The organism is Spirosoma panaciterrae DSM 21099 (assembly GCF_000374025.1).
Classification (GTDB): Bacteria; Bacteroidota; Bacteroidia; order Cytophagales; family Spirosomataceae; genus Spirosoma; species Spirosoma panaciterrae.
The window spans coordinates 1-12,775 of sequence record NZ_KB893189.1 but is presented as its reverse complement, the minus strand read 5'-3'; the positions used below and the strand labels follow the sequence as shown (position 1 = coordinate 12,775).

Annotated in this window: 12 protein-coding genes; 8 read left to right on the top strand and 4 right to left on the bottom strand. The window is 48.7% G+C overall.

The window, feature by feature from the left end:
* Positions 1 to 74: 74 nt before the first annotated feature.
* The 7 genes from B153_RS0118420 (at position 75) to B153_RS35430 (ending at position 8,941) form a co-directional block, all read left to right on the top strand.
* Entirely contained in the window at positions 75 to 746 is a 672-nt protein-coding gene (locus B153_RS0118420; RefSeq protein WP_020598215.1) for a hypothetical protein, read from the top strand.
* A 71-nt stretch (positions 747 to 817) separates the two neighbouring features.
* Positions 818 to 2,152, top strand: a complete 1,335-nt coding sequence (locus B153_RS0118415; protein ID WP_026262252.1) for an ABC1 kinase family protein — start codon at positions 818 to 820, stop codon at positions 2,150 to 2,152.
* 491 nt (positions 2,153 to 2,643) lie between these two features.
* Positions 2,644 to 4,086 carry a tetratricopeptide repeat protein gene (locus tag B153_RS0118410; protein WP_020598213.1) on the top strand — a complete coding sequence of 481 codons (1,443 nt, stop codon included), beginning with the start codon at positions 2,644 to 2,646 and terminating at the stop codon, positions 4,084 to 4,086.
* 111 nt (positions 4,087 to 4,197) lie between these two features.
* Positions 4,198 to 5,046 carry a hypothetical protein gene (locus B153_RS0118405; RefSeq protein ID WP_020598212.1) on the top strand — a complete coding sequence of 283 codons (849 nt, stop codon included), beginning with the start codon at positions 4,198 to 4,200 and terminating at the stop codon, positions 5,044 to 5,046.
* A 44-nt stretch (positions 5,047 to 5,090) separates the two neighbouring features.
* The gene (locus B153_RS0118400; RefSeq protein WP_157634744.1) at positions 5,091 to 6,146 is read left to right on the top strand and encodes a hypothetical protein; all 1,056 of its coding nucleotides are present in this window, start codon (positions 5,091 to 5,093) and stop codon (positions 6,144 to 6,146) included.
* Positions 6,143 to 7,783: an apolipoprotein N-acyltransferase gene (gene lnt, locus B153_RS0118395; RefSeq protein WP_020598210.1), complete on the top strand. Its 1,641-nt coding sequence runs from the start codon at positions 6,143 to 6,145 to the stop codon at positions 7,781 to 7,783. Before B153_RS0118400 ends, lnt begins: the two co-directional genes overlap by 4 nt.
* A gap of 33 nt (positions 7,784 to 7,816) precedes the next feature.
* Positions 7,817 to 8,941, top strand: a complete 1,125-nt coding sequence (locus B153_RS35430) for an autotransporter outer membrane beta-barrel domain-containing protein (RefSeq protein ID WP_020598209.1) — start codon at positions 7,817 to 7,819, stop codon at positions 8,939 to 8,941.
* Between the two features lie 2 nt (positions 8,942 to 8,943).
* Here B153_RS35430 and B153_RS0118385 read toward each other — a convergent pair whose 3' ends face one another.
* The 4 genes from B153_RS0118385 to B153_RS0118370 form a co-directional block, all read right to left on the bottom strand.
* Positions 8,944 to 9,864: a pirin family protein gene (locus B153_RS0118385; protein ID WP_020598208.1), complete on the bottom strand. Its 921-nt coding sequence runs from the start codon at positions 9,862 to 9,864 to the stop codon at positions 8,944 to 8,946.
* Between the two features lie 26 nt (positions 9,865 to 9,890).
* On the bottom strand, positions 9,891 to 10,913 hold the full coding sequence (locus B153_RS0118380; RefSeq protein WP_020598207.1) for a Gfo/Idh/MocA family protein: 1,023 nt from the start codon (positions 10,911 to 10,913) through the stop codon (positions 9,891 to 9,893).
* A gap of 217 nt (positions 10,914 to 11,130) precedes the next feature.
* Positions 11,131 to 11,565: a hypothetical protein gene (locus B153_RS0118375; RefSeq protein ID WP_020598206.1), complete on the bottom strand. Its 435-nt coding sequence runs from the start codon at positions 11,563 to 11,565 to the stop codon at positions 11,131 to 11,133.
* A 304-nt stretch (positions 11,566 to 11,869) separates the two neighbouring features.
* Positions 11,870 to 12,496 carry a choice-of-anchor Q domain-containing protein gene (locus B153_RS0118370; protein WP_020598205.1) on the bottom strand — a complete coding sequence of 209 codons (627 nt, stop codon included), beginning with the start codon at positions 12,494 to 12,496 and terminating at the stop codon, positions 11,870 to 11,872.
* A 77-nt stretch (positions 12,497 to 12,573) separates the two neighbouring features.
* On the opposite strand from B153_RS0118370, the gene B153_RS0118365 reads away from it, so the two are divergent.
* The coding region (locus B153_RS0118365; protein WP_020598204.1) for a transposase at positions 12,574 to 12,775 on the top strand (202 nt) is incomplete at its 3' end.

The following is a 12,775-nucleotide window of genomic DNA, read 5'->3' as shown; positions in this document are numbered from 1 at the left end:
AAATGATGATTTATCCAGCATTTTTGTGCGTGAGATGACAAACTTTTCTGAACAACAGACCGTTGCAGAAGTATATGGAAACGCTCGAAAAAATCCGCAAGGCGTACACCGAGTACGTCCTGGAACATGGAAAACAACCCACCTCCGTTTTCCAGTTTGTGAAAAAACTCAAAATTGCCGAAGCTGACTTTTACAAGGAATATGCTTCATTCGATGCCATCGAAGCTGATGTCTGGACTACATTTTTTAACGAAGCAAAAGCGACGGTGGAAGCAGACAGTACCTACCAAAGTTACTCCGTTCGGGAAAAACTGCTGGCCTTCTACTATACCTGGATTGAACTGTTGAAGTCGCAGCGAAGCTTTGTGGTCTATAGTTTCGGCCGATTGCGGAGTGAGCGTCATCCTAGCCGGCGCATAGGACCGGGTGCTTGGCAACCTGGTCAGAAATCGCGCGTTTTAGAACCATTTAAAGACGCATTCTACGATTACGCCCGAGATTTGCTGGCCGAAGGCCGTGAAAGCAAAGAGGTTGAACCTCGTCCGTTTATTACGGATCGTTACCCCGATGCTCTCTGGGGACAAACGCTCTATTTGCTTGATTTCTGGGTGCGTGATGTGAGTAAAAATTTCGAGAAGACGGATACTGCCATCGAAAAAACCGTCAACACGTCTTTTGACCTGATTGGACGTTCTCCCCTGGATACGCTCTTCGATCTGGCCAAGTTTATGTATCAGAATAAATAGCATGGGGCAGAGGGTATAAGGCAAGGGGGCTTTCTCTGTTGCCGATACCCCATGCCCCATACCCCATGCCCATGAAAACGCAAACGTCTGTTCCTACCACTAAAGTTGCCCGCGCTACACAGTTTGTCAAGGCGGGGGTTAAGGTTGGGGGGAATTATATAAAACATTACAGTAAAAAACTGCTCGATCCTGAACTGCCCAGAGAGGAGTTGCACAAGGACAATGCGGCTGATATTTATGAAGCCCTGAGTGAATTAAAAGGGTCGGCGCTTAAAATGGCGCAGATGCTGAGCATGGACCGGGGCTTATTGCCGGTAGCGTATTCGGATAAATTTACAATGGCTCAGTATTCGGCACCACCTTTGTCGGGTCCATTGGTTGTAAAGACGTTTCGAACCTATTTCGGTAAATCGCCCGCGCAGTTATTCGATTCGTTTGATATCAACGCTATCAACGCAGCAAGTATTGGACAGGTGCACGAGGCCTGGAAGGATGGCAAAAAACTGGCCGTTAAAATCCAATATCCGGGGGTGGCCGATTCGGTTAGTTCGGATCTGAAAATTGCCAAGCCGCTGGCCGTTCGCTTATTAAATCTGGACGAACGTCAGATTGACTATTTCATGCAGGAGGTAGAAAGTAAACTCCTGGAAGAAACGGATTACGAACTCGAGCTTCGTCGGAGCATTGAAATATCAAACGCCTGCGCCCATATAGATGGGTTAGTGTTTCCGCATTATTATCCTGAGCTATCGAGCCGACGGATACTGACCATGGACTGGCTTGATGGGCTGCATCTGCGCGAATTTCTGGCTACTAACCCATCGCAGGAAGTACGCGACCGTATTGGGCAATCGCTCTGGGACTTTTATGACCATCAGATTCATGCGCTTCGGCAGGTGCATGCCGACCCACATCCGGGCAATTTTCTGATGCGGGCCGATGGCACAATGGGCGTCATTGATTTTGGGTGTGTTAAGGTGATTCCCGATTATTTCTACGATAACTATTTCCAATTGCTTCGACCGGATAAACTGCTTGATCCGCCAGTAGCCGAGCAGGTCTTTCTGAACCTGGGCTTTCTGGTGCCGCAGGATACACCCGTTGAACGGAAATTCTATGCCAACCTGTTTGTGCAGATGATCGAAATGTTGGGTAAGCCTTTCGCTGTCGATTGGTTCGACTTTGGCGATGATGCCTATTTTAATCAGGTGTATGCGTTTGCCGAAGATCTGACGAAAATGGAAGAGCTGCGCAATTCGAAAGTTGTCCGGGCCAATCGGGACGGACTGTACATCAATCGAACGTACTACGGGCTATATGCCATGCTCAACGAGTTGAAAGCGCGGGTGAAGATTACAAAGCCGGAGTGGTTGCATTCAGAGCAACTGGCTGGTCAATCCGTTTAAGGCGTATTTATATTACGGTACAAAACAAATACCCCTCCGTCTGAGATGAAGGGGTATTTGTTTTGTACCTCCCAGAGTTCTTTTCAGACGTACAACTCTTCATACAATTGGAATCAGTTAAGTAAAGCAAGCGCCTTTCAGGGGAACGCTGTACTTTTTGGGTGGAGGGTTTCGACTAGATAGTACCACAGCATGAGTATATTTTCGGATATTGAAGGGTATTTTTATCTACATACAGGTTATTTATACGTATAGTTTTTTGGTGTTAATGAGCTAATAATCAGTAATATGTTGTTTGAAATGGCCAGTTGGAAAACCTGGCCTGTTTTTTATAACTGTATTTTATACCTACCAGTAAGTTTGTATGCGTAAGATCAATTGAATAAATTTGATGTATTCATTTATACTTGATTGTGTTCCATTCCTGACCTGCTGTGCTTCCATTTCGTTCTACTATCCACGTTAGATGGTTCGTATTCCTCATTGTGTTTATGTTTTGTGGGAGGACGTTCGCTCAGACGATAACGCAAGACTCGGTCAACTATTATTCCTTAAAACTGAAAGGGCAGCATACGCCGTTGGAACGGGCAAAATTGCAGACGCAATTAGCTTGGTTTCTTAGCGAAAAGGGAAACTCCAGACAGGCTACACAGCTCACGTTTACTGCAATAGATGTATTCAAACGGTACCAGGCTTACCAAGACTTATATCAGGCGTATACCAATCTGGCTCAAATCTTTCAGTTTGGGCATAGTCTGACTAAATCACTTCAGTATGGAAAAACGGCGCTCGATTATGCTCAGCTATCCAGGGATAGTAGCCTGATTTGTCGGGCTTTACAAAGCTATGCGATGGGTCTGGGAGAAAACCGTCAATTTAAGCCGTCGCTCGTGTATTTTGGTCAGGCATTACAGTTAGCTACCGCCCGTCGGGATACCGACAACCTCATCCGGATTTACCTAAACACAGCCAGTATTCTCATTGAAAAAGGAGATAACCTGCAAACTATAAAAACTGCTCAAAAAGGGCTCCAACTGGCAGAAAAGCGAAGTCGGCCGGACCCAATACTTCGGGCATCGGCCATGATTGGGGCGGCCCTCATCGGGCTGAATCGCTTTGAGGAAGCGGATCGCTATTTTAAACGTGCTGAACGGCTGTTACCTGCCCTGGGCTCCTTATTCTATGACCGGGAGATGGCACTTATTCGTATGCGGTGGGCCGAAAAACAGCATAACTACAAAGCGGCTTATCACTACCAGCAAACCTATTTTTCGCTGGACACGTCTCTGGCCAATCAGGCTAGTCGGCAAAAAGTAGGAGAGTTAGAGGTTCGGTATAAGACGAAGGAAAATGAACAAATCAAAGCTCGGTTGGAGCAGGACTTATCGTATCAGCGTTGGTTGTTTGTGGGTGGTATCTGTGTTCTGGCGCTAATTGTTGTTGTGATCTATCTCCAGCGAAAACAGCTAAGCAATCGGAATCAATTACTGGAGGCTCGGGAGAAAATGACTACCCTGCAATTACAAAGCGCTACCGAGCAATTAACATTTATTGCGGATTCGGTAGTTGAGAAAAACGCCTTTATCGATCAGATAAAAAATGAACTCGAGCAGTTTAGACGGAAGGAAACCGAGGATAGCGACGAACTGGTTGAGCAGCTAAATCGAGCCCGAATGCTTACAGATGCGCACTGGGATGAGTTCCGTATCAAATTTGAACAATTGCACCCCCAGTTTATTGATCGTCTTCGGCAGCAAGTGCCTAGCTTAACCGATACTGAACTGAAAATGGCCTGTATGATTCGGTTGCATTTTTCAGCTGGCCAGATGGCTGGGATGCTGGGAATCTCGGCCGAAAGTATTAAAAAGAATCGGTATCGACTGCGCAAAAAATTAGGGACTGAAGAGCTACCTTCTTATCTGTCAGCGGTTTAAAAATTGTCCACTTTTTGTCCACCCTGTTTATCGGGGTATATGAGGTAGGTTTCTCTAGGTTTGCGCTATACTAAATAGCCTAAGTAGGCGAATAGAAAACGCTAAAACGTAATGAAATCAATTTCTACCTATTTGCTGGTGTTGCTTTTTGGAATACTAGCCTGCCAATCCAAAAACGACCCAGATCCTGCCAATCTGTCCACCAATCCAGATGACTGTGTTCTCACTAAAATCGTTTACTCCAGCACGAGTTACGATGTTCCGGCCTACGATTCGCGGGGGTTAATCACCTCCATTCAATCTTATTCGAGTGGGGCCAAAACGGAACTATATACGAACGTTTTCGATGCCGATGGAAAAATTACCAGTCAGAACCTGAACGGCCTGAACATTCGCTATGTGTATTCGGGGGCTACTCTCTCCAAAATTCAACTGCTGGACCCTTCCGCCCAGGCGGTATTGGGTGAATATGCCGTTATGTTTGACGCATCGGGTCGGGTCAGCAATCTAAAGGTGCAAAATACGGTAGCAGCCTACAACGGCTTCGAGGGCTATAATTCAACGTTTACCTACGATAGCCAGAATAACTGCACTAACATAGACTTAAAAGATGCCCAGGGGCGGGTAGTATACCGAACGGTCTACAGCAATTTTGTGGCAATACGCTCGCACATCACCAAATTCAAAAATCAGTACATCAATCCATATACATCAACAGTTATGGAAAACCTGCAATTCGCTGGCCCCTATAAGCAGCCTAACACGTCACCCAATCATGTAGAAATTTATTCGGCCTACGACGCTGCGGGTAATTACACGGGTACACTAACCAAAACGTATGATTATGTTTATCAGCGGACGGCTAATCAGAGCGGAATAATGACTCTGCGGACATATACAACCACGGGGTTGACCAATAGTTCGGGAACAACCACCTACGAATATAGCGGCTGCCAATAGCCATTTTACTTCTTTAAACGTACTGTCTACTAGCCGCCTTAACTATGCGCTCCTTTCTCCTTCTTCTCCTTACGTTGGCCGTTTTTTATGAGGCCGGAGCAAGTAACCCTTATTGTACAACGACAGGGGCAGCTAGCCGATATAACACATCTCAGGCCTATAATCTGTTCCCTAACTGGCGAAATCGTCCAGAGGGTGAAATGCTGTTGGCCAGTTCACAGACCAATCTTGCCAATGATCTGGCCTTTGCTAATATCGTATCCAATACGGAAGCTCGTTGGCGGGCAAAACTGGGCGCAGCCGGGGCCATTCAGCTCTCAGCGACCGATTTCAATACCTTCGCCCAGCCAGGCAACACCCTGCTCACATACGGCGGCTCAAATGCGGAAAGTACCCTGAACATGGTGATCGGTAAGGCCGATCTGACCAATGCCCAGACCTGGACGTTGCCCGCTGATCTGACCTATCAACTCGATCAGGTCAGCCGACGGGATTTTGTGGCGCCCGGCAGCATTCCCGCCAATCTGCGTATATCCGGGGTTACCAATGCTACCAAATATGTAGCTGACAACCGCGCCAATATTGGGTATCGCCAATACCAGATTAGTGGTTCGGCCGTCAATTTCCTGGGCTATGCGGTGGACCGTAAGGTGGGCAGCGATTATGAGTCGGTCTCGTCTGGGTCGATCATGACGCAATTACCTGCTAAGCTGGGTGACAACTTTACCAGCACGACGCTCTTTGATAGCCCGGACGACGAGCTGCAAACCATTCAGGCAGATACCGTGACTTTTGATGGATTCGGTACACTGAACACCCCAACGGGTTCGTTTCAGGCTCTGCGATACACGATTCGGTCGGGTCTGCACACCTACGATACATCGGGGGGAGCTACCCCTTCGGAGGATAATCTGATCGACACGGAAACGGATCAGAAAGTAGGCTGGGTGACGAAAGAAGGGTACTGGTTCGTCGCCAATTATGCCAACTACAACCCCTCGAAAAAAAGTGCGGAGCTGAGCCAGGTCGCCTACTCGGCCATTGTAAGCACCCGTAGCCTGTCGCCTTCGTTTAGCAATAGTTGCAATTGTCCCCGATGAGCTGGCTCAATCGATTGCCAGCCTGGCTCATCTCGGGTCTGCTCTACGGTCTAGCCTGGCCTAACTTTGCCTTCGAAACGGGCTGGCTGGCCTGGTTTGCTCTGGTGCCGGTACTATTGCGCCTACGATCGGTGCGTTCGTTTGGTGAGCATGTTCGGGTCACGCTGCCTTTGTTTGTGCTGATTCCTCCGTTGGTGTGCTGGTGGCTCAGTTACGTATCGATCTGGGCCATTCCCACAGTCATCCTGACCCAAAGTTTGTTTGTGTGGGTACCCATAGCCGTTCACTTTCCCTTGCAACGGCATTTGGGGTGGCGCAAAGCTCTGCTGCTGTTGCCTTTGACCTGGACCATCTGGGAGTGGGCCTGGCTGAACATCAGTGATGTCAATCTGGCTGTCGGAAACCCCGTATACACCCAGGCCCGGCTATTGTTCCTCAACCAGTTTGTCGATCTGACCGGACAGTGGGGACTATTGGCCTGGCTAATCGGCATGAATGGGCTCCTTGCCCTGATCCTTGACCGCTCGCCCGACTTATCCCTTCGTTCCAGTATCAGGCGGGTGATATGGGGGGGAATAGCCTGGCTGACTGTTCCCGCTCTCTATAGCATTCTGGTGTTCTGGCAGCCGACGATGGTTATGGATCTACACCCCGGTACAGTACGAGTCGGTTTAGTACAAACCAACGAGGATTCCTACGCTCCGGTGAAATCGAGCAACTATCGAGAAAAGATACAGCGGCTTATTCGTCTGGGAACAAAGGCTATTGAAAAACAGCCCGACCTGGTGGTTGCTCCAGAAGGGGCCTTCCCTTTACCGCTGCTGCGCGATTCGTCTTTGTTTGCAGGTATGCGCCAATACGTAGCTTTTTATAATGTGCCCTTTGCGACAGGCCTGATGACCCCGGTCGACAGTACCCACTATTATAACGAAGCCTTCGTGTTTACCCCCGAGCTTAGCCGTGTATACACTCCGCTGCACCTTACCCCAAACGACCTGAAGGTGTATCGGAAGCAAAAGAGTCTGGCATTCGGAGAGCGGTTGCCGACCCTGCTGAACTGGGCGAGTAAGTGGGTTCGGCCCGACAAATCATCCATACTCCTGGGGGATGCCCCGTATGTCTTTCAATTTCACGATCGGAAGCACAATCCACGTAGTGTGGCCATGGCTATATGCTGGGAACAGTTATATCCGTCGACCATCGCTGGCCTGGTTCGGGAGGGAAGCAACCCGACGGATACTGGACAGGGCCTGAGCGAATTCCTGGTTTTTAGTATGAACGATGGGTGGTTTTTTGATAGCCCTGGCCCACGAATGCTGTTAGCCTTTACGCAGTTGCGGGCTATTGAGAATCGCCGGAGCGTTGCCCGTTGCTCAAACCAAGGCTATTCAGGCTATATAAACCCCTACGGACAGGTCGTTTCCTTGTTGCCCCGCCAAAAGGAAGTGACGGGGACTATTACCCTTATTACGAATACGAAACTGACGTTTTTTACAAAATACCCTAACTGGTTTCCGGTGATGTGTTGTTTGCTGCTGGCCGTGAGCCTACTGCGGGCCAGCACACAAAAAACCTCCCTGACCAAATCGGTTCAACTCCCGAAAAAGCGGTCAGACGCAATGACTTTACATGCTTAATCGAATGATTTCCAGTAGAAACGCATCAAAACTATGAAATACTTTTTCTACACTTTGCTGGCTAATTGCCTCTTTGCTGGAGCTGTTTATGCCCAAACTACGGTGATTCTGAATGCTCCAGTGCAAAGTGGTTCGGCGACCGGGCAATTCAACACCGTAGTCGGTTCCGGTAATGCCGGAGCCGCCCTTTCACTTTCCGCTACCAACAACACCTTTGTTGGCTACGATGCAGGCTCGGGTACAGTTTCAGGAGGAGGCAATACGTTTGTGGGGTCGGCGTCTGGGTTTGTCGCCACGAGTGGCAACCAGAATACCTTTGTAGGAACCGCTTCAGGCTATGCCAGCCTCACAGCCTCTTCAAATACATTTGTTGGAAATCAGGCCGGGTTTGGCACCACATCCGATGGGAATACCTTTATTGGGTCGTGCGCTGGATTAGCCAATACGTCGGGGTTAAACAATGTGTTTGTGGGAGCCTGTACAGGGGGCGGTAATCAGACGGGGAGTAACAACACCATTGTAGGTCGGGGAGCCGGCCCTGCTACGTTCAACTCCGACAATAATGTGTTTCTGGGTTACAATACGGGACATAACGACCGGGGGCGGGGAAATACGTTTTTAGGCACCGAGGCCGATGTACTGGCTAGCAGCGAGCCCCTGTTTAATGCAACGGCCATCGGTTATGGGGCCCGGGTAGGTATCAGCAACGCACTTGTGTTGGGCAATCGTGCCAATGTGGGCGTAGGAACATCTTCCCCTACGACGCGGCTTCATGTCGTCGGAGAAAACGCTGGCGAATCGGGTTTACGGCTGGAGACCCTTACCGAACAAAGTCAGCCTGTGGTATCGACCAGCAAATTCCTGACCGTCAATGCAATAGGTGAGGTTGTTCTGGGCCGCCCAAGACTGCAAATTAACTCGCCCGATCAGTGGGCCGACCGGGTGTTTACGCGGAATTACCAACTGCGGTCATTAACCCAGACCGAACGGTACATCCGGCAGCACGGCCATTTGCCGGATATGCCGAGCGCCGAAACCGTACAAAAAGAAGGAGTCGATTTGGTACAGATGAACGCCCTGTTGTTGCAAAAAGTGGAAGAGCTGACCCTGCATGTCATTCGGCTGGAAAAACGATTAAAGCACCGTAGCAAACGGTAAGCTTACGACAAAGGCTGAGGAGGGGGTGTGCCTGAGCCTGCCGGTTTGGACTGGTCCTGGGGAAGTGGAATAAATTCTTTGTTGTCGTTGGGAGGTAAAGCGATCCGGCCAGCCTCCCAGTCGGCTTTCGCCTGTTCGATCCGATCTTTGCGGGAGGATACAAAATTCCACCAGATAAATCGCTCGCCTAGAGGTTCGCCCCCCAGTAGCATGATCGTGGTAGGTTCAAGGGCCGTCAGAACAGGGTCGATACCGGGTGTAAAGACCAGCAACTGACCCGCTCCATAACGATGGCCGTTAATATCTACCGTACCTTTGGCTACATAGGCACCCCGTTCGGGATACCCAACGGGCATACCAAATCGGGTGCCCGGCTGTAAGACAACGTGGGCATAAAACAACGGAGAATGGGTGGTTACATGATTAGACAGGCCAAACGCATTACCCGCAATCAGTCGTAACCAGACCCCTTTATCGGTAAAAACAGGGAGTTCGTGGGGTTGATAATTTTCGAAACTAGGGGTGTCCTCCTCGTGGGCATCGGGTAACGCCACCCAGGTCTGAATCATTTCCAATTGTCCGCCCGCTAACGTGGCCGGATCTTCAAAGCGTTCCGAATGGGCGATTCCACGTCCGGCCGTCATCCAGTTGACTTCGCCAGGACGGATGATCTGCTCGACCCCCAGGCTATCCCGGTGAGTAACCTGCCCATCGAACAGGTAACTCACGGTCGACAGGCCAATGTGAGGATGGGGGAGTACATCCATGCGGGGAGCCTGCTCTGCCGTAAAATTGACCGGCCCACCATGATCCATGAAAATAAACGGGCCCAGCATTCGACGAAGTCGGTAGGGGAGTATACGCCGAACCGAGAATCCATTACCCAAAGAAGCCGGACGAGCGTCGATAATCAGATCTAACATGCTGTGATAGTAGAGGTAAAATGAATTTATCGTTCTGCCGACTGGTAAATTCGCTCAACGATTTCCTGTAAAATAGCGCCCTGCTCGGCTGTGCACACGTTGGATGGTTTACCCGCACAGGCATCCAGAAAAGCGCTGGTATTTTTGAGTTGAATGTCGATGTCTTCCAGAAAAGGAAAATGAATATCGGCCAGTTCGCCCGCCAGCTCAGTATGCAGCGAAAATGGGAAGAGCTTTGCGCCACCCCTGGAGCCAAATACCTCCAGGTTCCGCTCTTTTTCGGCTTCCATGTTCAGAGCAAATGATGCGGAGAGCATAATCGACGCTTTATTCGGAAACGTCAGATACGCAGTAGCCCCATCTTCAACCTCGAATGCATCGGGATTCCACTGACCCAGCAACCCTTTACCGCCCGCTTTCCCAATAAAATCGTACGTATTACCCAAGACCTGATCGGGCGATGGGTAGCCTAAGGTATGAAGAGCCAGGTCCAGCACATGCACGCCCAGGTCCATTAATGCCCCACCACCCTGCATGGCTTTGTTGGTAAAATAGCCCCAGCCTGGAATGCCCCGACGACGCACAAAAGAGGCTTTAATATGATAGATGTCCCCCAAAAGTCCATCGGCCTTGCAACGCATAAGGAGTGCATATTCACTGGCTTGCCGAAGCTGAAAATTGTAGGCTAGTACACGTCCTTTGTGATGGGCCAGATCGGCCATCTCCCGGGCATTTTGGGCATTCAGAGCGGGGGGCTTTTCACAAAAGACATGGCAACCCTGTTCCAGTGCCTCAATCGTTTGGAGATAGTGGAGATAGTTTGGCGTACAGATAATTACCACATCGGGAGCGCATTGTCTGTATAATTCGGCCGTTTGGTCAAAAGCGTGTGGGACGTCATGCAAATCGGCTAAAGCACGGGCTTTACTGAGGTCGCGACTGCAAATGGCAACCAGATCGACCTGGTCGGATAGGTGTTTAAGGGCTGGAATATGATTCTTGTCGGCAATATTGCCTCCGCCAATGATGGCTGCTTTCAGTCTGGTCATGCCGTAAAGAAAGCAAAAAATAACGGTTCGTTATACGCTTCTCCCTACCATATCAACGTAGATGGTCCTGTTCACGTATTTAACAGGCAAATAGGGAAAAACCTCAGATTCTTTTTTCTGATAAATACACCTTTCCACCTTCATAGGCCTTCATTTAGGTTAATCGCAGGGGCTAAGGCTGTATCCTACGCCGTTTGGAAGATTAGTTGTTTTTCACCTAGTCCTTCGATTGCGTGGTCACGTAACACACTTGCGGGCGGGCATGAGCCGTATCGTATAACTTAGCATATTCGGTGGCTTTTGCCTTGCCATACATTTTAGTAAGTAAGCTTGGAATGTCATAATCGCCCCCTTTAAGAACGGGGTCCATCACGAAAAAGTAGGCATAGCTGCCGTCTGATTCGGCTTTAGTGGGGTGTAGAATACGTGTTTGCTGAAATACTTTTTGCTCAGCAGGGCTGAGTTTTGATGCGCCGGGCCAGAAAATTTCGTGCAGAAAGCGCTCATATTGGGCACGTTTGTCCTTCTTGATCGGGTCGAGGCATACCCAAACGGTTTCGCCAGAATGAGCCATGGTACGACTAGCCGTTTTAGATTGACCAAAGGCCTGGGTGGTTAATGCAAGCAATACAATAAGCGCAGACAGTTTCATAAGGCATTGGTTTTAGAGAAGAGACTTAACTTCTAGTACGCAGGAGCGCAACAACCCAATACATATGAATACCTGCACCAACCAGGAGAAGTCAGATAGCTATATATTTAATTGAGTGTATAACTATCTGCAAATCAATCAATAGGGCTTTGGTTTTCCTAGGGTTTAGCTGCGAAATGACTTAACGGTAGGAATTCGTACTAATTCGGTGAATAATTAGTGCCCGAGACAGGCTATTGGAATAAGAACCGGATTATTGTCAGAAGATGAACCCCATTCGCTTTCGCTTATTCTACCCTTAGAATCAGCGAGTTTTACTGATGCTTAGGGGCAGACAGACGGTGCATCCTATAAACTCAAACGCACCCATATCGACCCGATTACCCTGAATCCGTGGATTGCCCGTAATATCGGTCGGCAACAAGTCAGTTATATCGGGGCTACCCGTATTAACGGCCGGACTTGTGGGTTGCAATCTAAAGTTGCCAAGGGCTGGGTCAACAAAAAGTGGATCTGTGTTGAGATTGCCAGTGCCTGGGTAGCCGTTCTGGATAAGTGAGTACGTAGTTGAAAAATCGACTTGTGGCGGAGTAAAGTTGGAATAGATTTGAGATTTAAAAACGGGCTCATCTGGAGCCACATTTTGCCAGATTAAACAGTTTTTTAAATTGATCTTATTTTCCGAAAAATTTGCCCAGATTCCTACATCATTTGAACTGAGTACATAACCCGAATAATTACTGAAAACCCCGCCTGATTGCTTCGCTGTGTTGCTGATAAATGTGCAATTAACAAAATCTTGTTTCGTATTTGCTATAGGTGAACTGTGTAAAACTCCTCCATAGGTGGCGTTGTTATTAGAAAAAATACAATTATTAAAATTCATGCTTGCAAATTGTACATCAATAGCACCACCTGTTCCATTTGTCACCGTATTATTAGAGCTTGTTGGGGAATTGATAAGGACTGGTAGTCGAGTCAACTTTGTATCGACCAAGAAACAAAGTAATGACTAAGCAGTGGCAACCACTGACCGACTACCAGTGGGCAGCAATTTCGCCTTTTTTTAACCTTCAACGCAAGCGTAAACACCAATTACGTGCCGTCATGGATGCCATCTTCTGGATGTTACGCACCGGCTGTCAATGGCGAAACCTGCCGCCTAGCTTTCCGCACTGGCAAGCCGTATACTATTATTTTGACCAGTGGA